20 protein-coding genes are annotated in these 20,236 nt (G+C 64.2%); 15 read left to right on the top strand and 5 right to left on the bottom strand.

Translation table 11 applies throughout. The annotated features are described in order from the left end of the window. Positions 1 to 59: 59 nt before the first annotated feature. The 8 genes from ACOAPY_RS11370 to galU all read left to right on the top strand — a co-directional run bounded on the left by ACOAPY_RS11370 (position 60) and on the right by galU (position 5,718). Complete coding sequence (locus ACOAPY_RS11370; protein WP_465153338.1) at positions 60 to 359, top strand: Rieske (2Fe-2S) protein; 300 nt, start codon at positions 60 to 62, stop codon at positions 357 to 359. A 24-nt stretch (positions 360 to 383) separates the two neighbouring features. Continuing rightward, positions 384 to 872 (top strand): ribonuclease E activity regulator RraA, encoded by a 489-nt coding sequence (gene rraA, locus ACOAPY_RS11365; protein WP_076578659.1) that lies wholly within the window; start codon positions 384 to 386, stop codon positions 870 to 872. Positions 873 to 890: 18 nt separating this feature from the next. Continuing rightward, positions 891 to 1,871 carry a zinc transporter ZntB gene (locus ACOAPY_RS11360; protein WP_465153337.1) on the top strand — a complete coding sequence of 327 codons (981 nt, stop codon included), beginning with the start codon at positions 891 to 893 and terminating at the stop codon, positions 1,869 to 1,871. 55 nt (positions 1,872 to 1,926) lie between these two features. Further along, positions 1,927 to 2,163, top strand: coding sequence for a CrfX protein (locus tag ACOAPY_RS11355; protein WP_076578662.1), 237 nt, complete (start codon positions 1,927 to 1,929; stop codon positions 2,161 to 2,163). A gap of 2 nt (positions 2,164 to 2,165) precedes the next feature. After that, on the top strand, positions 2,166 to 2,990 hold the full coding sequence (locus ACOAPY_RS11350; RefSeq protein WP_021699862.1) for a mechanosensitive ion channel family protein: 825 nt from the start codon (positions 2,166 to 2,168) through the stop codon (positions 2,988 to 2,990). Between the two features lie 84 nt (positions 2,991 to 3,074). After that, a complete protein-coding gene (gene sigX / locus ACOAPY_RS11345) occupies positions 3,075 to 3,665 on the top strand; it encodes an RNA polymerase sigma factor SigX (RefSeq protein ID WP_021699863.1) in 591 nt (196 codons plus the stop codon). Between the two features lie 115 nt (positions 3,666 to 3,780). Continuing rightward, the gene (locus tag ACOAPY_RS11340) at positions 3,781 to 4,746 is read left to right on the top strand and encodes an OmpA family protein (protein WP_076426658.1); all 966 of its coding nucleotides are present in this window, start codon (positions 3,781 to 3,783) and stop codon (positions 4,744 to 4,746) included. 132 nt (positions 4,747 to 4,878) lie between these two features. Continuing rightward, positions 4,879 to 5,718, top strand: coding sequence for a UTP--glucose-1-phosphate uridylyltransferase GalU (galU, locus tag ACOAPY_RS11335; RefSeq protein WP_076426659.1), 840 nt, complete (start codon positions 4,879 to 4,881; stop codon positions 5,716 to 5,718). Between the two features lie 45 nt (positions 5,719 to 5,763). On the opposite strand, the gene ACOAPY_RS11330 is transcribed toward galU, so the two are convergent. Continuing rightward, positions 5,764 to 6,186 carry a VOC family protein gene (locus ACOAPY_RS11330; RefSeq protein ID WP_465153336.1) on the bottom strand — a complete coding sequence of 141 codons (423 nt, stop codon included), beginning with the start codon at positions 6,184 to 6,186 and terminating at the stop codon, positions 5,764 to 5,766. A gap of 78 nt (positions 6,187 to 6,264) precedes the next feature. Between ACOAPY_RS11330 and gorA the strand changes: the two genes are divergently transcribed. The 4 genes from gorA to ACOAPY_RS11310 are packed head-to-tail and all read left to right on the top strand — an operon-like array spanning position 6,265 to position 9,569. Beyond that, positions 6,265 to 7,623, top strand: a complete 1,359-nt coding sequence (gene gorA / locus ACOAPY_RS11325) for a glutathione-disulfide reductase (RefSeq protein WP_465153335.1) — start codon at positions 6,265 to 6,267, stop codon at positions 7,621 to 7,623. Positions 7,624 to 7,630: 7 nt separating this feature from the next. Further along, a complete protein-coding gene (locus ACOAPY_RS11320) occupies positions 7,631 to 8,254 on the top strand; it encodes a trimeric intracellular cation channel family protein (protein WP_076426661.1) in 624 nt (207 codons plus the stop codon). A gap of 15 nt (positions 8,255 to 8,269) precedes the next feature. Next, on the top strand, positions 8,270 to 8,929 hold the full coding sequence (locus tag ACOAPY_RS11315; RefSeq protein ID WP_465153334.1) for a paraquat-inducible protein A: 660 nt from the start codon (positions 8,270 to 8,272) through the stop codon (positions 8,927 to 8,929). After that, positions 8,916 to 9,569: a paraquat-inducible protein A gene (locus ACOAPY_RS11310; protein WP_465153333.1), complete on the top strand. Its 654-nt coding sequence runs from the start codon at positions 8,916 to 8,918 to the stop codon at positions 9,567 to 9,569. Before ACOAPY_RS11315 ends, ACOAPY_RS11310 begins: the two co-directional genes overlap by 14 nt. 85 nt (positions 9,570 to 9,654) lie before the next feature. Here the strand turns inward: ACOAPY_RS11310 and ACOAPY_RS11305 are convergent, their stop codons facing one another. From ACOAPY_RS11305 to ACOAPY_RS11290, 4 genes are all read right to left on the bottom strand, one after another. Further along, the gene (locus tag ACOAPY_RS11305; protein ID WP_465153332.1) at positions 9,655 to 11,043 is read right to left on the bottom strand and encodes an efflux transporter outer membrane subunit; all 1,389 of its coding nucleotides are present in this window, start codon (positions 11,041 to 11,043) and stop codon (positions 9,655 to 9,657) included. Beyond that, on the bottom strand, positions 11,040 to 14,219 hold the full coding sequence (locus ACOAPY_RS11300) for an efflux RND transporter permease subunit (RefSeq protein WP_465153331.1): 3,180 nt from the start codon (positions 14,217 to 14,219) through the stop codon (positions 11,040 to 11,042). The genes ACOAPY_RS11305 and ACOAPY_RS11300 overlap by 4 nt, the downstream gene beginning before the upstream one ends. Positions 14,220 to 14,230: 11 nt before the next feature. After that, a complete protein-coding gene (mexE, locus tag ACOAPY_RS11295) occupies positions 14,231 to 15,472 on the bottom strand; it encodes a multidrug efflux RND transporter periplasmic adaptor subunit MexE (RefSeq protein ID WP_465153330.1) in 1,242 nt (413 codons plus the stop codon). 159 nt (positions 15,473 to 15,631) lie between these two features. Continuing rightward, entirely contained in the window at positions 15,632 to 16,549 is a 918-nt protein-coding gene (locus tag ACOAPY_RS11290; protein WP_076578676.1) for a LysR family transcriptional regulator, read from the bottom strand. A 184-nt stretch (positions 16,550 to 16,733) separates the two neighbouring features. Here ACOAPY_RS11290 and ACOAPY_RS11285 point away from each other — a divergent pair, with 184 nt between their 5' ends. The 3 genes from ACOAPY_RS11285 (at position 16,734) to ACOAPY_RS11275 (ending at position 20,147) form a co-directional block, all read left to right on the top strand. After that, positions 16,734 to 17,756 carry a zinc-dependent alcohol dehydrogenase family protein gene (locus tag ACOAPY_RS11285; protein WP_076578678.1) on the top strand — a complete coding sequence of 341 codons (1,023 nt, stop codon included), beginning with the start codon at positions 16,734 to 16,736 and terminating at the stop codon, positions 17,754 to 17,756. Positions 17,757 to 17,887: 131 nt separating this feature from the next. After that, positions 17,888 to 18,454, top strand: a complete 567-nt coding sequence (locus ACOAPY_RS11280; protein ID WP_465153329.1) for a sigma-70 family RNA polymerase sigma factor — start codon at positions 17,888 to 17,890, stop codon at positions 18,452 to 18,454. Positions 18,455 to 18,476: 22 nt separating this feature from the next. Next, positions 18,477 to 20,147, top strand: a complete 1,671-nt coding sequence (locus tag ACOAPY_RS11275; protein ID WP_465153328.1) for a multidrug ABC transporter permease/ATP-binding protein — start codon at positions 18,477 to 18,479, stop codon at positions 20,145 to 20,147. The last annotated feature ends 89 nt before the right edge of the window (positions 20,148 to 20,236 follow it).

Raw genomic sequence — 20,236 nt, 5'->3', positions numbered from 1 at the left:
AAGCGCTCTGGCATGCGGCTAAGATGTGACGAAATTCGCCGAGCTGGTCACGATTAGTCATGTTCGTAGCCCTGGAGCGCCTGATCAATCTACAGGATGGCTATCGGTCCACCTTTCGGGTCGCCGGCCTTGATCTTCTGCTGTTGGTGGTCGATGGTCGGCCATTGCTGCTGGAGAACCGCTGCCCACACCGCGATGCGCCGTTGCACAGCGCTTCGCTGAACGGCCAGGTACTGCGCTGCGCGCGCCATGGTATCGAGTTCGACCTGCGCAGCGGTGAGCCGCTGAGCGCCAGGTGCGCAGCACTGAAGATGTTCGACCTAGCCTATGACGGCGACCGTATCGGTATCGATGTCTGAGTCTCAACCCACAGGAGTTTTCCCATGCAATACGTCACCCCCGATCTGTGCGACGCCTACCCGGAGCTGGTGCAAGTGGTCGAGCCGATGTTCGCCAACTTCGGCGGCCGCGACTCCTTCGGCGGCGAGATCGTCACCGTCAAGTGCCATGAGGACAACTCGCTGGTCAAATCCCAGGCCGACCAGCCGGGCAAAGGCAAGGTGCTGGTAGTCGATGGCGGCGGCTCGCTGCGCCGCGCGCTGCTGGGCGACATGATTGCCGAGAAGGCGGCGAAGAACGGCTGGGAAGGCATGGTGATCTATGGCTGCGTGCGCGACGTCGATGTGCTGGCGCAGACTGACCTGGGCGTACAGGCCCTGGCCAGCCACCCGATGAAGACCGACAAGCGCAATATTGGCGATCTCAATGTGGCCGTGACCTTCGGCGGCGTGACCTTCAAACCGGGCCACTACGTATATGCCGACAACAACGGCATCATCGTTTCCCCCGAGCCGCTGAAGATGCCGGAATAAGGCCTGACGCACACTAGGATGTACGAGAAAGACAATCTGCATTGGGGGTTGGTGCACGCCTTCGTCCTCGACGGACGAGGCGGCGCCCGCAGCCTGGAGTGGGGGCAGCTGGAAGGGTTGCAGCTGGCGGAGCGGGAAAGCCTGTGGCTGCATTGGGATCGCGGTCACCCGCAGACCCATGACTGGTTGCGCGAGCACAGCGGCCTCAGCGAGTTCAGCTGTGACCTGCTGCTGGAGGAGAACACCCGCCCGCGCCTGCTGACCTTGCTGGAGCATGAACTGCTGCTGTTCCTGCGCGGTGTGAATCTCAACCCGGGCGCCGAGCCCGAGGACATGGTTTCGGTGCGCATATTCGCAGATGCGCACCGCGTCATTTCCCTGCGGCTGCGCCCGCTGCGCGCCACCGAGGAACTGATCGCCCTGCTGGAGAAAGGACAGGGCCCGCGCGATGGCGCCGAGTTGGTGCTGCAGCTGGCGTATCACCTGACTGACAGGGTCGACGGGCTGATCGAGGAGCTTTCCGAGCAGCTCGAAGGCCAGGAAGAACGCCTCGACGGCGACTCGCGCTTCATGCCCGACCATGGCCTGGTGCTGCACGTTCGTCGCCGCGCCGCCGGGTTGCGCCGCTTCCTGGCGCCCCAGCGCGACATTTTCGCCCAGCTGACGCGCAACGGTTTCGGTGATGGCAACCAGTGGAACGAGCTGAACAACCGCCTGACCCGTTACCTGGAAGAGCTGGAGATGGTCCGCGAGCGGGTGGGACTGTTGCTGGAGTCCGAGCACCGGCGGATGAACGAGAAGATGAACCGCGCCATGTACCTGCTTGGCGTCACAACAGTCTTCTTCCTGCCCATGAGCTTCCTGACCGGTCTGCTCGGCATCAACGTCGGCGGCATACCGGGGGCGGACAGCGAATATGGCTTCCTGCTGATCTGCGCCATTCTGGCCAGTGTCGGCGCCCTGCAATGGTGGCTTTTCCGTCGCTGGCGCTGGCTCTAGATGTGACTTGTTCCCAAGGTGTCACGTCTAGGCAACAAACCCGTGCGAGGTACGCATGTACGATCCCTTTGAAGAATCTCTGCGCGACCTGCTGAAGTCGTCGCCCGCGGAGCACGATGACGATGCAGCCCTCGGCCGCGTCCTCAAGACCGCCAATCGCCAGGTTGGCGTGGGTGATTTGTTCGTGCTGCTCGGTCGTGGCCTGGAGGCGGCGATGATCGCCCTCAACAATGGTTCCGCACACCTGGCTCCGGTATCCCGTCGTACCCGCTCTGCAGACAAGGCTGACTGAATATGGAATTCGATCCCTGGACTCAAAGTCTCGTTAACGCCATGAGCTCGGTATGGGCTCCGATTGCAGGCTTCATTCCTCGCCTGTTCGGCTCGCTGGTGGTGGTGCTGCTCGGTTTCGTGGTGGCCAAGCTGCTCGACACCCTGCTGTCCAAGCTGCTCGCCAAGCTCGGTCTGGATCGCCTGATGGCGGGTACCGGATTGAACAAGATGCTGTCACGCGTGGGCATCCAGGTCCCGGTTTCGACGCTGATCGGCAAGATCATCTACTGGTTCGTGCTGCTGATCTTCCTGGTGACCGCCGCCGAGTCGCTGGGGCTCGACCGCGTTTCCGCCACCCTCGATCTGCTGGCGCTGTACCTGCCGAAGGTGCTGGGTGCCGCCGCCATCCTGTTGATCGGCGTACTGCTGGCGCAGCTGGTCAGTGGCATTGTGCGTGGCGCCGCCGAAGGCGTCGGTCTGGATTACGCCGCCGGCCTCGGCCGCATCGGCCAGGGTCTGGTGATCATCATCAGCATCTCGGTGGCCATTGGCCAGCTGGAAGTGAAGACCGATCTGCTGAACAACGTGATCGCCATCGTGCTGATCTCCGTCGGCCTGGCCATGGCTCTGGCGCTGGGCCTGGGTAGTCGTGAGATCGCCGGTCAGATCCTGGCGGGTATTTATGTGCGCGAGCTCTACGAGGTCGGGCAACAAGTGAAACTCGGCGATGTCGAAGGGCAGATCGAGGAGATCGGCACGGTGAAGACCGTCCTGCTCACCGAAGACGGTGAACTGGTTTCGGTCGCCAACCGTACCCTGCTCGAACAGCGCGTCAGCAGCCGCTGACGCGCCAATCCCTGCTAATGTATGCGACCAGCGCGCCCGCGTTGCGCTCTGGCGCTGTCATTTACCTGACTGGCACGAGTCGTTTTGAACAAGGCCCAATCGCTTCCCACTCGGTATGACCCGCGCGAGCTCTCGGACGAAGAGCTGGTGCAGCGGGCTCATGTCGAGCTGTTCCATGTTACCCGGGCATATGAAGAGCTGATGCGACGTTACCAGCGTACACTGTTCAACGTGTGTGCCCGTTACCTGGGCAATGAGCGCGATGCCGACGATGTGTGCCAGGAAGTGATGTTGAAAGTTCTATATGGGCTGAAGAACTTCGAGGGCAAATCGAAGTTCAAGACATGGCTGTATAGCATCACCTACAACGAGTGCATTACCCAGTACCGCAAGGAGCGGCGCAAGCGTCGTCTGCTCGATGCGCTCAGCCTAGACCCGCTGGAGGAAGCCTCGGACGAGAAGGCGCCGAAGCTGGAGGAGAAGGGCGGGCTGGATCGCTGGCTGGTGCATGTCAATCCAATCGACCGGGAAATTCTGGTGCTGCGTTTCGTGGCGGAACTGGAGTTCCAGGAAATTGCCGACATCATGCACATGGGCCTGAGCGCAACCAAGATGCGTTATAAGCGTGCACTTGACCGTTTGCGCGAGAAATTCGGCGGCGCCCTCGAAACTTAATCTGCAACAAACAATCTCACGCACGGCTTTGGGTATTTTTGTTACAATGCCGGCCAAGTTGTTTCCTGCTGCCTGGCAGGTCAGCTATTAATCGTTAAATGATGGGGATTTACGGATGAAACTGAAAAACACCTTGGGCGCTGTCATCGGTTCGCTGATCGCAGCCACCTCGTTGAACGTACTGGCCCAAGGCCAAGGCGCTGTTGAAGTTGAAGGCTTCGCCAAGAAAGAATTCTTCGACAGCGCTCGCGACTTCAAAAACAACGGCAACCTGTTCGGTGGCTCTGTCGGCTACTACCTGACCGACGATGTCGAGCTGCGCCTGAGCTACGACGAAGTGCACAACGCTCGTGCCGAGGACGGCCGCAACATCAAGGGCTCCAACACCGCCCTGGACGCCCTGTACCACTTCAACAACGCCGGTGACGCGCTGCGTCCCTACGTTTCCGCCGGTTTCTCCGACCAGAGCCTCGGCCAGAACGGCCGTGGTGAGCGTAACGGTTCCACCTTCGCCAACCTGGGCGGCGGTGCCAAGTACTACTTCACCGAGAACTTCTACGCCCGTGCTGGCGTTGAAGCTCAGTACAACATCGACCAGGGCGACACCGAGTGGGCCCCGAGCGTCGGTATCGGCCTGAACTTCGGTGGCTCCTCCGCTCCGGCCCCGGCTCCGGTTGTCGAGCCGGCCCCGGTTGTCGAAGAAGCTCCGGTCACTCCCGAGCCTGCCGAGACCGTGCGCGTCGAACTGGACGTGAAGTTCGACTTCGACAAGTCCAAGGTCAAGGAAGAAAGCTACGGCGACATCAAGAACCTGGCTGACTTCATGAACCAGTATCCTCAAACCAGCACCACCGTTGAAGGTCACACCGACTCCGTCGGTACCGATGCCTACAACCAGAAGCTGTCCGAGCGTCGTGCCAACGCCGTTCGTGAAGTACTGGTCAACCAGTACGGCGTAGGTGCTGAGCGCGTGGGTTCGGTTGGCTACGGCGAGTCCCGTCCGGTTGCCGACAATGCCACCGAAGCCGGTCGCGCGGTCAACCGTCGCGTAGAAGCTGAAGTAGAAGCTCAGGCCAAGTAATCTGGCGCTGAGCGTTGCAGAAAACCCGGCTTAGGCCGGGTTTTTTGTGAGCGACTTCATAGTGATTGTAAGGCCGATGCAGGCTGATTAGACTGCGCGGCAATTCAGCCCCTCGCAGTTCCAAGGATTGCCATGATCAAGAAATGTCTATTCCCGGCGGCCGGATACGGCACCCGCTTCCTGCCAGCCACCAAGGCCATGCCCAAGGAAATGCTGCCGGTGGTCAACAAGCCGCTGATCCAGTACGGCGTAGAGGAGGCCCTGGAGGCCGGCCTGAAGGAAATTGCCATGGTCACCGGGCGTGGCAAGCGCGCGCTGGAAGACCACTTCGATATCAGCTACGAGCTGGAACACCAGATTCAGGGGACGGACAAGGAGAAGTATCTGACCTGCATCCGTCGCCTGATCGACGAGTGCACGTTCTCCTACACCCGTCAGGTCGAAATGAAGGGTTTGGGCCATGCCATCCTCAGCGGCCGTCCGCTGATCGGTGATGAGCCGTTCGCCGTAGTGCTGGCCGACGACCTGTGCTTCAACCTCGGTGGCGACGGTGTGCTGCAGCAGATGGTCAAGCTGTACAACCAGTTCCGCTGCTCCATCGTCGCCATTCAGGAAGTGCCGCCGGAAGAAACCTCCAAGTACGGTGTGATCGCCGGTGAGATGATCCGTGACGACATCTACCGTGTGAACAGCATGGTCGAGAAGCCGAAGCCGGAAGACGCGCCGTCGAACCTGGCCATTATCGGCCGTTACATCCTCACTCCGGACATCTTCGACCTGATCGAGAACACCGAGCCGGGCAAGGGTGGCGAGATCCAGATCACCGATGCGCTGATGAAGCAGGCTCAGGATGGTTGCGTGATTGCCTACAAGTTCAAGGGCAAGCGTTTTGATTGCGGCGGCGCCGAAGGCTACATCGACGCCACCAATTTCTGCTTCGAGAACCTGTACAAGACCGGCAAGGCCTATTAAGGCTGCCGAGTTGTCACGAAGCCACCTGCGGGTGGCTTCGTCGTTTCAGGGGATCGGCATCGCTTGCGAACCAGGCCCCAGCGGCTGGCCATAACTGAACTCGACATAGTTGCCGGCTGGGTCGCGCAGGCCGCAGTAATACCCCACTGGATAGGGCTCGTCGCGTGGCGCCCAGATCAGGCAGCCGGCCTGCGCCGCCTGCTCGGCGATGCGCTCGACCGCCGCACGACTCTCGACCGCGAAACCGAAGTGGCTATAGTCGTCGGCGGCCAGCTGGCGATCGCTTCCGCCGGGCATGATGACGAAGATGAACTCATGCTCTTTTCCGGGCTCGGCCATCCAGACGATCTTCGAGCCCTTGCCGGTGCGTTCGTGGATCACCCGCATGCCGCAGAAACGCTGGTAGAAGTCGATACAGGCGCTCAGGTCCGGCACATGCAGGGCGATATGGGTGAGAGTAGGGCGCATGGCAAATCCTCCTCGTGGAGGTTCAGCATACACGCAGGGCATCTCCGGTATGCTTGGCGTCTGCAAGGAGAACTATCCATGTCTTATGACTTCGACCTGTTCGTAATCGGCGCCGGCTCCGGCGGCGTTCGTGCGGCGCGCTTCGCCGCCGGTTTCGGTGCCCGCGTGGCGGTGGCCGAGAGCCGCTACCTGGGCGGCACCTGCGTCAATGTCGGCTGTGTGCCGAAGAAGCTGCTGGTCTACGGCGCCCACTTTTCCGAAGAGTTCGAGCAGGCCGCCGGGTTCGGCTGGAACCTGGGCGAGGCGAATTTCGATTGGGCGACCCTGATTGCCAACAAGAACCGTGAAATCCAGCGACTGAACGGTATCTACCGCAATCTGCTGGTCAACAGCGGCGTCAGCCTGCTGGAGGGCCACGCCCGCATTCTCGGCCCACACCAGGTCGAGGTGAACGGCCAGGCCTACAGTGCCGGGCACATCCTTATTGCCACCGGGGGCTGGCCGCAGTTGCCGGACATTCCCGGCAAGGAGCTGGCGATAAGCTCCAACGAGGCGTTCCACCTGCAGCAGTTGCCGCGCCGTGTACTGGTGGTTGGCGGCGGCTACATCGCCGTCGAGTTCGCCTCGATCTTCCAGGGCCTCGGTGCGCAAACCTCGTTGCTCTATCGCGGCGAGCTGTTCCTGCGCGGTTTCGATGGTGCAGTGCGTCGCCACCTCAGGGAAGAGCTGGACAAGAAGGGCCTCGACCTGCAATTCAACAGCGACATCGAGCGGATTGAACAGCTGGCCGACGGCAGCCTGCTGGCCACGCTGCGCGATGGACGCACGCTGCCAACCGACTGCGTGTTCTACGCCACAGGCCGGCGGCCGATGCTGGATAACCTGGGCCTAGAAAACACCGCAGTCGAACTGGACGAGCGCGGCTTCATTCGGGTCGACGAGCAGTACCAGACCGGCGAACCGTCCATCCTGGCGCTGGGCGATGTGATCGGCCGGGTACAGCTGACCCCCGTTGCGCTCGCCGAAGGCATGGCGGTGGCACGGCGGCTGTTCCGCCCCGAGGAGTACCGTCCGGTAGACTACGGCAACATCCCCACTGCCGTGTTCAGCCTGCCCAACATCGCCACCGTCGGCCTCAGTGAGGAGCAGGCGCGCGCCGAGGGGCGTCAGGTGAAGATCTTCGAGAGCCGCTTCCGCCCGATGAAACTGACCCTTACCGATAGCCAGGAGCGCACGCTGATGAAGCTGGTGGTCGATGCTGACAGCGATCGCGTGCTCGGCTGCCACATGGTCGGTCCGGAGGCCGGCGAGATCATCCAGGGCCTGGCGGTAGCCATCAAGGCAGGGGCGACCAAGCAGGTCTTCGACGACACCCTGGGCATCCACCCCACGGCCGCAGAAGAGTTCGTCACGCTGCGCACGCCGGTCGGAGGCTGAAGCCGCCATGGATCGCCTGTTCTACCTGGCCGACCTGTTCGGAGTGGCGGTATTCGCCATCACCGGCGCGCTGATGGCCGGCCGCAAGTCAATGGACCTGTTCGGCGTGCTGGTCATCGCCATCGTCACCGCCCTGGGGGGTGGGACCCTGCGTGACCTCATCCTCGACAACCACCCGGTGAGCTGGATTCGTAACGACACGTATATCTGGGTGGCGTCGCTGGCCGCCGTCGGCACCGTGCTCTGGGTACGCATGACGCAGCCGATTCACGAGCGCGGCCTGCTGATCGCCGATGCCTTCGGTCTGGCCGTGTTCACCGTGATCGGCACCGAGGTGGCGCTGCAGCACAACATGCCCTACAGCACCGCGCTGATCATGGGGGTGATGACCGGTGTGGCGGGCGGCGTGATGCGCGATGTGATTTGCAACGAGATCCCGCTGATCTTTCAGAAGGAGATCTACGCTACCGCCTGCCTGCTGGGTTCGCTGGTGTTCATCGGCATGCGCGAGCTGGGGACGCCTCACTGGCTGGACACCGGCGTGGCGATGTTGTGCGTGCTGCTGGCGCGCCTGGCGGCGATTCGTTGGCATCTGGCGTTACCACGTTTCCATCTGCTCAACCGTGACTGAAACGGACAGGAACACATGACCCAAGGATACGAACTGGTCGAAGGCCGGTTGCCACCGCTGGACAAGCTCATCGCCTGTCATGAATGCGATCTGCTGATGCTCCACCCACATCTCGACGAGGAGCAGAAGGCCAGTTGCCCGCGCTGTGGCTACGAGATGGTGGTGCGCCGCACGCAGATGCGCAAACGGGCACTGGCCCTGGTGATCACCGCGCTGCTGCTTTTCGTACCGGCCAATTTCCTTCCTATCATGAGCCTGGGGCTGCTCGGACAGAGCGCGGTGGATACCGTCTGGAGCGGTGTCCTGGGGCTTTACCACTCTGGTATGCAGGGTGTTGCCGCCGTGGTGTTCATGTGCAGCATGCTGGTGCCGTTGCTCAAGCTGCTCTGCCAGTTGTTCGTACTGCTGGCCATGCCCAGGCCGGCATGGCGGCGTGCGGCTTGCCGCTGCTACCGGGCCTACCACCATCTGCGCGAGTGGGGCATGTTGGAGGTCTATCTGTTTGGCATCCTGGTTTCCATCGTCAAGCTCATTGACCTGGCCGAGCTGCACCTCGGGATCGGCCTGGCCTGTTTCGTGGCGCTGATGCTGGCGCAGGTGTGGCTGGAAGTGACCATGTCCCCGCACCAGGTCTGGGATGCGCTGAGCGAGGAGGATGAGCATGCGCGCACTTGATGCCGGGATCATCGTCTGTGACGAATGCCATCAGCTGGAGTATCTGCGCGAAGGTGAAGTCCAGCATTGCAGCCGCTGCGGCGCTCGCCTGCACGCGCGGCGCCCTGACAGCATTGCCCGCACCTGGGCTTTGCTGATAACCGCAGCCATTCTTTACATCCCGGCCAATCTGCTGCCGATCATGACGGTCAGCATGCTGGGGCAGGGCATGCCGGCGACCATCATGGGAGGCGTCATCGAGCTGGTACAGGCCGATATGCTGCCGATCGCTCTCGTCGTATTTGTCGCCAGTATTCTCGTGCCGACCTTCAAGCTGGTGGGCATCGCCCTGCTGCTCTACTCGGTGCAGCGTCACCAGCCGATGTCCGCCCGCCAGCGCATCCTGATGTACCGCTTCATCGAATGGATCGGTCGCTGGTCAATGTTGGATGTCTTCGTCATCGCCATCCTGGTAGCCCTGGTGAACTTTGGAAACCTGGCGACGATCGAGGCAGGGATGGGCGCAACCGCCTTTTGTCTGGTGGTGATACTCACGATGCTGGCTGCGGTGACCTTCGACCCGCGACTCATCTGGGACAACATCTTCGTTGCGGAAGACGAGCTGAGCACCGACAAAAAAATCCCCGCGGACAGGAGCTGATCCGCGGGGAGCGCAATGGCCGACAAAGGGCAGGGTCGGCCCAGGAGGAAAGGGTGACGAGGCGGGCGTCCCCCGTGCTCATGGCTCAGACGTTGGGCTGCCAGCCTCCGCCGAGCGCCTTGTAGATGGCGACTATGCCGCGGTACAGCTCGATCTCGGCCTGGGCCTGGGCATCCTCGGCGGCCAGGCGCTCGCGCTCGGCATCAAGCAGCACCAGGAAGTCCTCGGTGCCTTCGCGGTAGCGCACCGCCGCCTGCTCGGCCGCGGCGCGGCTGGCCTCGACCTGGCGCACCAGCGAGACCAGGCGTTGCTGGCGCTTGGCGTAGTCGCTGAAGGCGTTCTCCGACTCTTCCAGGGCCAGCAGCACCTGCTGCTCGTAGTTGGCCAGGGCGCCGTCGGCGTCGGCCTCGGCGCCGCGCAGGCGGGCGCGCACGCTGCCCAGGTCAAAGGCTGCCCAGCTGATGCTCGGCGCCACGCCCCAGGCATTGGCCGCCGCCGCGCCCAGTTGCGAGCCGCGCCCGGCGGTAAAGCCGAGGAAGCCGCTCATGCTGACCCTGGGGAACAGCTCGGCGGTGGCCACCCCGACATTGGCGGTGGCCGCAGCCAGTTGGCGTTCGGCGATGCGCACGTCCGGACGGCGGCGCAGCAGCTCGGCGGGATCGCCAATCGGCAGGGCCTTGGCGATCACCGGCAGCGGCCTGGGCGACAGGTTGACGCTCAGCTGTTCCGGGCGCTGGCCGAGGAGGGTGGCGATACGGTGACGGGCACGCGCTTCCTCGGCCTGCAGCTGCGGCAGGCTGGCCTCGGTGGCGGCCAGGCGGGCATCGGCACGCAGCACGTCCAGCTCGCTGCCGATGCCGGCGTCGCGCAGCTGCTCGGTGAGAGCGCGCGACTGGCTCTGGTTCTTCAGGTTTTCGCGGGCGATGCGTTCGCGTAGCTGCGCGCCACGCAGGTTGCCGTAGGCATCCACCAACTCGGCGATCAGGCTCACCTGCAGCTGGTACAGCTCGGCCTCGGCGGCCTCGCTCTGTGCCTCGCTGGCCTCGATGCTGCGCTGGATGCGGCCGAACAGGTCCAGCTCCCAGGCCATGTCCAGGCCCAGGTCGTAGCGCTCCTGGCGGATACGCTCTTCGCTGGTCGGTGGCTGCTGGGCCTTGCCGAACTCGCCGCTGGCACGGCTGGTGATCACCGGCAGCTGGTCGTTGCCGACATCGTCGCGGATGGCCCGGGCCGCGCGCAGGCGGGCGAAGGCCACGCGCAGCTCGCGGTTTTCCTTGAGCGACTGTTGCACCAGCTGGCTCAGGGTCGGGTCGTCGAACTGCTGCCACCAGGCCGCCTCGAAGTCGGTGCGGTCGTAATCGCCGGCCTCCAGCGCGGTGATCCGCGCCGGCTGGGTTTCCGGCGCCTGATAGTCCGGGCCGACGGCGCAGGCGCTGACGGCGAGGGCCAGCAGGGCGGGGATAAAAGGCTTCATGCATGCACCTCCTGCAGGCGAGCGGCTTTCTTCGCTTCGCGTTTCTCCACAAAGGCGCGAATCAGCACGTAGAAAACCGGGGTCAGCAGCAGGCCGAAGAAGGTCACACCGATCATCCCGCTGAACACCGCCACGCCCATGGCATGGCGCATCTCGGCACCCGCGCCGGAAGACAGCACCAGCGGCACCACGCCCATGATGAAGGCGATGGAAGTCATCAGGATCGGCCGCAGACGCAGGCGGCAGGCCTCCAGCACCGCCGTCATGCGGTCGAGGCCCTCTTCCTGTTTCTCCTTGGCGAACTCGACGATGAGGATGGCGTTCTTGCACGCCAGGCCCACCAGCACGATCAGGCCGATCTGGGTGAACACGTTGTTGTCGCCGCCGGCCAGGATCACCCCGGTGATGGCGGAGAACAGCACGGTCGGTACGATCAGGATCACCGCCAGCGGCAGGCTCCAGCTCTCGTACTGCGCAGCCAGCACCAGGAAGGCCAGCAGCACGCAAAGCGGGAAGATGAAGATCGCGGTGTTGCCGGCGAGGATCTGCTGGTAGGTCAGCTCGGTCCATTCGTAGGTCATGCCATTGGGCAGCTCTTCGTCCAGCAGCTTGGCGATCGCCGCCTCGGCCTGGCCGGAGCTGTAGCCCGGCGCCGCCGCGCCGTTGATCTCGGCGGTGAGGAAGCCGTTGTAGTGCATCACCCGATCCGGGCCCGAGGCACTGTCGAATTTGACGAAGGTGGACAGCGGGATCATCTCGCCACGGTTGTTGCGCACCTTGAGCTGGCCGATCTGCTCCGGCTCCAGGCGGAACTGCTGGTCGGCCTGGACGTTGACCTGATAAGTGCGACCGAAACGGTTGAAGTCGTTGGCGTACAGCGAGCCCAGGTACACCTGCAGGGTGTCGAAGATGTCGCTGATGGCCACGCCGTGGGTCTTGGCCTTCTCGCGGTCGATGTTGGCATCGATCTGCGGCACATTGACCTGGTAGCTGGTGAACACCGACATCGGGTCCAGTTCCGGCAATGCACGGGCCTTGGCCAGGATGTTCTGGGTCTGCTTGTACAGTTCCTCGTAACCCAGGCTGCCGCGATCCTCCACCTGCAGGCGGAAGCCACCGATGGTGCCGAGGCCCTGCACGGGCGGCGGCGGGAAGATGGCGATGTAGGCGTCCTGGATACCCGCGAACTGGGCATTCAGCTCGGCGGCGATAGCCCCGGCGGACATGCTCGGGTCCGTGCGCTCATCGAACGGCTTGAGCGGGGTGAACACGATGCCGCTGTTCGGGCTGTTGGTGAAGCCATTGATCGACAGGCCCGGGAAGGCCACGGTGTTCTCCACGCCCGGGTGCTTGCCGGCGATTTCCGACATGCGCTTGATCACCGCCTCGGTGCGGTCGAGGGTGGCGGCGTCCGGCAGCTGGGCGAAGGCGACCAGGTACTGCTTGTCCTGCTGCGGCACGAAACCGGTCGGCGTGCTGGAGAACCCCAGGTAGCCGAGCACCAGCAGGCCGCCGTAGACGAACAGGGCGATTCCGCTTCCGCGCAACACGCGCTTCACGGTGCTGACGTAGCCATGGCTGGCGCGGTCGAAGAAGCGGTTGAACGGGTTGAACAGCCAGCCACCGAACAGCTTGTCGAGCACGCGGGAGAAGCGGTCCTTGGGCGCGTGGTGATCCTTCAGCAGCACGGCGGCCAGGGCCGGCGACAGGGTCAGCGAGTTGAACGCCGAGATCACCGTGGAGATGGCGATGGTCAGCGCGAACTGCTGGTAGAACTGCCCGGTAAGGCCGGAGATGAACGCGGTTGGCACAAACACGGCGCAAAGAACGAGCGCTGTGGCGACGATCGGCCCGGTCACTTCCTTCATGGCCTGGCGAGTGGCTTCCACCGGCGACTTGCCGAGGCCGATATTACGCTCGACGTTCTCCACCACCACGATGGCGTCGTCCACCACGATGCCGATGGCCAGCACCAGGCCGAACAGCGACAGGGCGTTGAGCGAGAAGCCGAACAGGTGCATCACCGCGAAGGTACCGATCAGCGACACCGGCACGGCGGCCAGCGGAATGATCGAGGCGCGCCAGGTCTGCAGGAACAGCACCACCACCAGCACCACCAGCACGATGGCTTCGAGCAGGGTATGCACCACCGCCTCGATGGAACCACGCACGAAGATGGTCGGGTCGTAGACGATCTCGTAGTCCACGCCCTGCGGGAAGCTCTGCTTCAGTTCGGCCATGCGTGCACGCACCGAGTCGGAGATCTCGATGGCATTCGAGCCGGGGCGCTGGAACACCGGGATGGCCACGGCCGGCTGGTTGTTCAGCAGCGAGCGCAGGGCGTACTGGCTGGAACCCAGTTCGATGCGCGCGATGTCCTTGAGGCGGGTGATCTCGCCGTCGTCGCCAGCGCGGATGATGATGTTCTCGAACTCTTCCTCGCTGACCAGACGGCCCTGGGTGTTGATCGACAGCTGGAAGCTGTTGCCGGCATCCGAGGGCGGCGCGCCGAGGGCGCCGGCGGCGACCTGGCGGTTCTGCTCGCGAATGGCGTTGACTACATCGGTGGCGGTGAGGTTGCGTGAGGCCACCTTGTTCGGGTCGAGCCACACGCGCAGCGAGTAGTTGCCCATACCGAACAGCTGCACGTCACCCACGCCGTCCAGACGCGCCAGCTCGTCCTTGACGTTGAGCGCGGCGTAGTTGGACAGGTAGAGCATGTCGTAGCGCTGATCCGGCGAGGTCAGGTGCACCACCATGGTCAGGTCGGGGGAGGCCTTGTCCACGGTCACGCCGAGGCGCTGCACCTCGGTGGGCAGGGTCGGCATGGTGCGGGTCACGCGGTTCTGCACCTGCACCTGGGCGTTGTCCAGGTCGGTGCCGAGGGCGAAGGTGATGGTCAGGGTCAGCTTGCCGTCGGCGGTGGACTGCGACGACATGTAGAGCATGCCCTCCACGCCGGTGATGGCCTGCTCCAGCGGCGAGGCGACGGTCTCGCCGATCACCTTGGGGTTGGCGCCAGGGAAGTTGGCGCGCACCACCACGGTGGGCGGCACCACTTCCGGGTACTCGCTGATCGGCAGCTGGAACAGCGAGATCGCACCGGCGATCAGCACCAGCAGGGACAGCACGGCGGCGAAGATCGGCCGCTTGATGAAGAACTGGGAGAAGTTCATGGCGTTCTACCTCAGCCGCGCGGTGCGTTGCTGGACTTGGCGTGCTGTTCGGCCACGCGTGGCGCGTCGCGGCCATCCACGGCCTGGCGCAGACGCGCCAGCTGGGCGAGGGTGGCTTCGTCGGCCATCGGCACGGCCTGTGGGTCGACGATGGCGCCGGGCATGGCACGCTGCAGGCCGTTGACCACGATCTTCTCGCCCCTGGCCAGGCCCTGGCGCACGATACGCAGGCCCTCCAGCTTCGGGCCCAGCTCGATGGCGCGGTACTGCACGGCGTTGTCCTTGTCGAGGACCAGGACGAATTTCTTGCCCAGGTCGGTACCGACCGCTTCGTCCTTGATCAGCGCGGCCGGGTAGGTGCCGCTGCCGACCAGCTTGAGGCGCGCATAGAGGCCGGGGGTGAAGCGTCCGTCACGGTTGTCGAACACGGCGCGGCCGCGGATGGTGCCGGTGCGCGGATTGACCTGGTTGTCGAGGAAGTCCAGCTGGCCCTCATGCGGGTGGCCGGTTTCGCTGGACAGGCCGAGATACACCGGGCTGGCGCCGCGGGCGTCGCTGCCGGCCCGGCGTGCCAGCTCGACGTACTTGAGGAACACGCGCTCGTCGGCGTCGAAGTAGGCGTAGACCTTGTCGGTGGAAACCACGGTGGTCAGCAGCGACTGACCGGCGCCGACCAGGTTGCCCTCGGTGATCTCGGCGCGGCTGACGCGGCCGTCGATCGGCGAGGTGATGCGGGTGAAGCTGAGGTTTAGCAGGGCGTTGTCCAGCTCGGCCTGGGTCGCGGCGACCGCGGCCTGGGCCTCGGTGGCGGCGCTGGCGCGGGCGTCGGCCAGTTCAGCGGAGATGGCGTTGCTCTGGCGCAGGCGCTCGCCACGGCGGGCCTCGTTGGCAGCACGGGTCTGGCTGGCGCGGGCCTGTTGCAGCTGCGCCTGCAGGCGCTTGACCTCGGCCTGGAACGGGCGCGGGTCGATCTGGAACAGCAGGTCGCCTTTCTTCACCAGGCTGCCTTCGTCGAAGGCCACCTTGTCGATGTAGCCGGAGACTCGCGGGCGTACTTCGACCGACTCAGGCGCCTCCAGGCGGCCGGTGAACTCGTCCCATTCGTTGATCGGCTGCTCGATCACTTCGGCGACGCTGACCTTGGCGGCCGGCATCGGCTGGCTCGCTTCCTCGCCCTTGCCGCAGGCGCTCAGTACCAGGGCCGTGGCAATGGCCAGGGGCAGGCGCCAGGAGAGATTGAATGACTGTTCCATGCTTGACTCCGCCAGTCGGATTTTTGAATGGGCGGAGTGTGCTCGGCGGAGTTTGAAGGCACGAATCGAACCCTCCGAAGATGACTATCATGCGGAATGATGATTCATGCGCTTGCGTTGATAATGGACGAGGCGCCCGTGGCAGAGCGCCGCGAAGCCTCAGGCAAGGCTGTCCGGGTCGCCACAGAACATCTGGATGCGCGAACGCAGCCAGCGTTCGGCCGGGTCATTGTCCTGCGCGCCGCGCCAGGCCATGTGCAGCTCGAAGGTGCGCGAGGGCAGTGGCAGGTCCTCGGCACGCAAGCCACCGGCGGCGGTGAGCGCTGCGGCCGTGTAATCCGGTACGGTGGCGACGATGTCGGTGCCGGCCAGCAGGGTGCCAAGGCCGTTGAACTGGGGTACCGCCAGGACCACACGGCGCTTGCGCTCCAGCTTTTCCAGCTCGTCGTCGATGAAACCGGTTGTGTCGCCGGCAAAAGACACCAGGGCGTGCGGACGAGCACAGAAGTCATCCAGGGTGATTGTCCCTGGCACGCTGTCCGCGCGCAGCAGCTTCGGTTTGCTGCGCCGCAGCACCTTGCGCTTGGCATTGGCCGGCAGCTCCTCGGTGTAGCCGACGCCCACCGAGATCTCCCCAGAAGCCAGCAACCCCGGCATCAGCAGGTAGTTGGCGCGGCGCACCACCAGCACCACGCCAGGTGCCTCGGCACGCAGGCGACGGAGCAGCGGGGGCAACAGGGCGAACTCGACGTCATCGGACAGGCCGATGCGAAACACCTGGTTGCTGGTGGCGGGGTCGAAGTCGGTGGCACGGCTGACGGCAGTGGAGATGGAGTCCAGCGCCGGGGAGAGCAGGGCGAATATCTCGTTGGCCCGCGCAGTGGGCTCCATGCTGCGTCCGGTACGCACGAACAGCGGATCGTCGAACAGGCTGCGCAGGCGGGCGAGGGCGGCGCTGATGGCTGGCTGGCCGAGGAACAGCTTCTCTGCCGCACGAGTCACGCTGCGCTCGTGCATCAGGGTCTCGAACACGATCAGCAGGTTGAGGTCGACACGGCGCAGGTCGTTGCGGTTCATGCTCAGCTTCCATCCGGGAGTCCGTGAAAGGTGCGGGCGCAGCGCGCTGCCGTCAAGCCCGTGACGGAACAGGAGCGATGGTGGATCATCGCGATTTATGGTGACTATCAATGGGCGCGGGTAGTTTTGCCGGATAAGCCCGTATAGAGTCCGTGGCCATAGAGATATGAAGGCGAGGTGTGTGATGTCCCGCATGATCCGTTTCCACCAGTTCGGCGATGCCAGCGTGCTGCGCCTGGAGGATGTGCCGACCCCGAAGCCAGGGCACGATGAGGTGCTGGTGCGCACCCGTGCGCTTGGGGTGAGCTGGCGCGACGTGCTGTGGCGGCAGAACCTGGCACCCGATCAGGCCGCTCAGCTGCCCGCTGGCGTTGGCTTCGAGCTGGCCGGGGTGGTCGAGGCCGTCGGCCCCGGCGTTGATGATTTCGCACCCGGCATGGCGGTCGCCAGCTTCCCGTCCTTCAGTCCCAACCAGTATCCGGCCTGGGGCGACCTGGTGCTGATGCCGCGCCGCGCCCTGGCTCGGTATCCGGATGTACTCAGCCCGACCGAAGCCGCCGTGCACTACACCCCCTACATGCTCGCGTACTTTGCCCTGGTCGAACTGGCCGAGGTGCAGCCGGGCCAGCGCGTGCTGATCACCGAGGCGGCCCACTGCCTGGCGCCGCAGGCGGTGCAGATGGCGAAGGCGCTGGGCGCCGTGGTGATTGCCGCCACCAGCGAGGGCGATACCCGTGCCTACCTGCGCGAGCTGGGTGCCGACAAGGTGATCGACACCGAGGAGCAGGACCTGGTGCTTGAAGTGGAGCGTTTCACCGACGGCAAGGGGGTCGAGGTGGTGCTGGACCAGTGCGCCGGGCCGCAGATGAAACTGCTCGGCGATGTCGCGGCGACCCGCGGCAAGCTGATCCTCTATGGTGTCAACGGCGGCAACGACGCGGCATTCCCGGCCTGCGCGGCGTTCAAGAAGCACCTGCAGTTCTTCCGCCACTGCGTGCTCGATTTCACCGGCCAGCCCGAACTGGGCCTGGAGCGCGACGAGGCTGCAGTGCAGCGTGCCCTGCAGCGGATCAACCAGATGACCGCTGACCGCCTGCTCAAACCGAGCATCGCCAGGACGTTTGCCTTCGAGGACTTCGTCGCGGCCAACCAGTTCATGGAGACCTGTCCTGCTGGCGGACGGGTGGTGATGACGCTGCAACCCTGAGCCGCCTAGCGCTTGCAGAGCGCCGCCTGCGGGCGGCGTTTTCATTTATCGGTAAATCTCCTGCTCGGAATGCTTGTATTGATAAGGATTATCATTAAGATGCGCATCACGTCGAAGCCGAGGATCAGGCCATGGGGATGCTGCAAAGTTGGGATGAGCAGGGCGCTACGCCGCTGCGCTTGGCTGCCCATCGAACGGATCATGGGCTGGAGCGCCTGTATGCCGGACATCGGCGGGTACTGATCGACGCGGCCCAGGGCGTGCTCGGCTGCCGCGCACGCGCCGAAGACGTGGTGCATGACGCCTTCCTCAAACTCTGGGAGAGCGGCGATCGTCATACGATCGCCGACCCGCTGCGCTACCTGTTCCGCATGGTGCGAAACCTAGCCATCGACCGTCTGCGCCGGCAGAACCTGGAAGGTCGCTACAGCGTTGATGACGATATGCTCGACGAATTGCCGGCACCGCAGTCCGGGCCCGAGCAGCGGGCTATCGGCCAGCTCGAGTGGCAGCGCCTGCAACACGCGCTGGGCGAGTTGCCCGAGCGCACCCGCACCGTCTTCACCATGAGCCAGCTGGAAGGCTATAGCCAGCGTGAGGTGGCCAGCCATCTCAGCGCCTCGCCGACGCTGGTGCATTTCCTCCTGCGTGACGCCCTGAGTCACTGCCGCAGCCGCCTCGAACCCGAGGCGGCCTGATTCCTGCCGTTCTGGACCTGCTATGAAACTGCTCAAGCTGCTGTTCCGCGACAACCGTCTGCCGCTCTCCGGCATCGTCCTGCTCAGCCTGTGCAGTGCCATGCTCAGCGTCGGCGTGATCGCCTTCATCAACCTGAAACTGATCCGCATCGACGGCGCGCTGGCGACCACGCTGCTGAGCTTCCTCGGTCTGCTGGCGGCACTGCTGCTGTGTTCCGGGGCAGGGCAGGTGGCCCTGCACACCCTCGGTCACCGCTTCGTCTATCGGCTGCGGCGCAGCCTGGTAAGGCGTGTGCTGGACACCGATATCGAACGCCTGGAGCAAATTGGCGGCGCGCGCATCCTTGCCAGCCTGTCCAGCGACATTCGCAACATCACCATCGCTTTCGTCTACCTGCCGGAACTGACCTACGGGCTGATTCTCAGCATCGCTGCCTTTGCCTACCTGGCCTGGCTATCGCCGGCGCTGTTCGGCGTCACCGTCGGCTGGCTGGGTCTGACCCTGTTGGTGGGCTGGTTTTTCGTCGGCAAGGTCAATCATCACATTCGCCTGTTGCGCGAAGCCGAGGATCATCTCTACCAGGACTACCAGGCGATCATCGACGGACGCAAAGAGCTGGCGCTCAACCGCGACCGTGCGCGCCTGCTCTACGACGAGGAGTTCGACCGTGACGCCCGTGCCTACCGTGATAACGTCACCCGTGCCGACATCTTCAACGGCCTGGCCGGCAACTGGGCCAACGCCATGGTGCTGGGTAGCATCGGCCTGGTGTTCTTCTGCGCCAGCGGCCTGGGCTGGGCTCCGGCTGAGGTCGCCGCGACCTTTGCCCTGACCGTGTTGTTCCTGCGTGCGCCCATGGTTGCCGCCGTGGCGGCGCTGCCCAGCCTGCTGGCCGCGCGCATCTCGCTGGACAAGCTGGAAACCCTGGAGCTGGCGCCGGAAACCGCCGAAATCGCGGTGGTCGAAAGCCTCGGCGAGTGGCAGAGCCTGCAACTGGTCGGTGTCGAATACCGCTACCCAGGCGAGGTTGACGAGGCCGGCTTCGATGTCGGCCCCGTCAACCTGGAGCTGCGTCGTGGTGAACTGGTGTTCCTGGTGGGCGGCAACGGTAGCGGCAAGTCGACTCTGGCGCGCTTGCTCACCGGCCTGCATCGCCCGGCTGCCGGTGAAATTCGCCTGGATGGACGCGTGCTGCAGCCCCATGAGTGGCAGGCGTATCGACAGCTGTTCGCCAGCGTCTACACCGACTTCCATCTGTTTGCGCGTCTGCTCGACCCGGCCGGTACCGAGGTCGAGGAGTCGCTGGTGGGGCAATGGCTGGAGCGCCTGCGTCTGCGTCACAAGGTGCGCTTCGCCAACGGTCGGCTGGCCGACACGCGCTTCTCCCAGGGCCAGCGCAAGCGCCTGGCGCTGATGCTGGCGATGCTGGAAGGGCGCGACATCCTGATCCTCGACGAATGGGCCGCGGACCAGGACCCGTTGTTCCGTCGCCTGTTCTACCGCGAGCTGTTGCCGCAGCTAAAGGCCGCCGGCAAGACCGTACTGGCCATCACCCATGACGACCACTATTTCGACCAGGCCGACCGCCTGCTGAAGATGGATGGCGGTCGCCTCAGCGAACTCACCGGCGAAGCCCGCGACCGCGCCACCCAGGACGCGGTGCGTGAGATCGGCGGCACCCTCCCGGCCTGATTCCCCGCTGTGCCAGGTCCCGATGCAGGGGCCTGGTGCTGTCATGTTCGCGAAATCGAATTAAGTGAAAATTATTCGCATCTTCGTGC

The organism is Pseudomonas stagnisoli (assembly GCF_048595745.1).
GTDB classification, from domain to species: domain Bacteria; phylum Pseudomonadota; class Gammaproteobacteria; order Pseudomonadales; family Pseudomonadaceae; genus Aquipseudomonas; species Aquipseudomonas alcaligenes_A.
The sequence above is the reverse complement of the archived record's forward strand: the minus strand, read 5'-3'. Positions and strand labels throughout refer to the sequence as shown.

What these genes read in the sequence shown, in the direction of transcription:
- ACOAPY_RS11370 (WP_465153338.1), top strand. Translation starts at nt 60, where the DNA reads ATGTTCGTAGCCCTGGAGCGCCTGATCAATCTACAGGATGGCTATCGG.
- rraA (WP_076578659.1), top strand. Translation starts at nt 384, where the DNA reads ATGCAATACGTCACCCCCGATCTGTGCGACGCCTACCCGGAGCTGGTG.
- ACOAPY_RS11360 (WP_465153337.1), top strand. Translation starts at nt 891, where the DNA reads ATGTACGAGAAAGACAATCTGCATTGGGGGTTGGTGCACGCCTTCGTC.
- ACOAPY_RS11355 (WP_076578662.1), top strand. Translation starts at nt 1,927, where the DNA reads ATGTACGATCCCTTTGAAGAATCTCTGCGCGACCTGCTGAAGTCGTCG.
- ACOAPY_RS11350 (WP_021699862.1), top strand. Translation starts at nt 2,166, where the DNA reads ATGGAATTCGATCCCTGGACTCAAAGTCTCGTTAACGCCATGAGCTCG.
- ACOAPY_RS11340 (WP_076426658.1), top strand. Translation starts at nt 3,781, where the DNA reads ATGAAACTGAAAAACACCTTGGGCGCTGTCATCGGTTCGCTGATCGCA.
- galU (WP_076426659.1), top strand. Translation starts at nt 4,879, where the DNA reads ATGATCAAGAAATGTCTATTCCCGGCGGCCGGATACGGCACCCGCTTC.
- ACOAPY_RS11330 (WP_465153336.1), bottom strand. Translation starts at nt 6,186, where the DNA reads ATGCGCCCTACTCTCACCCATATCGCCCTGCATGTGCCGGACCTGAGC.
- gorA (WP_465153335.1), top strand. Translation starts at nt 6,265, where the DNA reads ATGTCTTATGACTTCGACCTGTTCGTAATCGGCGCCGGCTCCGGCGGC.
- ACOAPY_RS11320 (WP_076426661.1), top strand. Translation starts at nt 7,631, where the DNA reads ATGGATCGCCTGTTCTACCTGGCCGACCTGTTCGGAGTGGCGGTATTC.
- ACOAPY_RS11315 (WP_465153334.1), top strand. Translation starts at nt 8,270, where the DNA reads ATGACCCAAGGATACGAACTGGTCGAAGGCCGGTTGCCACCGCTGGAC.
- ACOAPY_RS11310 (WP_465153333.1), top strand. Translation starts at nt 8,916, where the DNA reads ATGCGCGCACTTGATGCCGGGATCATCGTCTGTGACGAATGCCATCAG.
- ACOAPY_RS11305 (WP_465153332.1), bottom strand. Translation starts at nt 11,043, where the DNA reads ATGAAGCCTTTTATCCCCGCCCTGCTGGCCCTCGCCGTCAGCGCCTGC.
- ACOAPY_RS11300 (WP_465153331.1), bottom strand. Translation starts at nt 14,219, where the DNA reads ATGAACTTCTCCCAGTTCTTCATCAAGCGGCCGATCTTCGCCGCCGTG.
- mexE (WP_465153330.1), bottom strand. Translation starts at nt 15,472, where the DNA reads ATGGAACAGTCATTCAATCTCTCCTGGCGCCTGCCCCTGGCCATTGCC.
- ACOAPY_RS11290 (WP_076578676.1), bottom strand. Translation starts at nt 16,549, where the DNA reads ATGAACCGCAACGACCTGCGCCGTGTCGACCTCAACCTGCTGATCGTG.
- ACOAPY_RS11285 (WP_076578678.1), top strand. Translation starts at nt 16,734, where the DNA reads ATGTCCCGCATGATCCGTTTCCACCAGTTCGGCGATGCCAGCGTGCTG.
- ACOAPY_RS11280 (WP_465153329.1), top strand. Translation starts at nt 17,888, where the DNA reads ATGGGGATGCTGCAAAGTTGGGATGAGCAGGGCGCTACGCCGCTGCGC.
- ACOAPY_RS11275 (WP_465153328.1), top strand. Translation starts at nt 18,477, where the DNA reads ATGAAACTGCTCAAGCTGCTGTTCCGCGACAACCGTCTGCCGCTCTCC.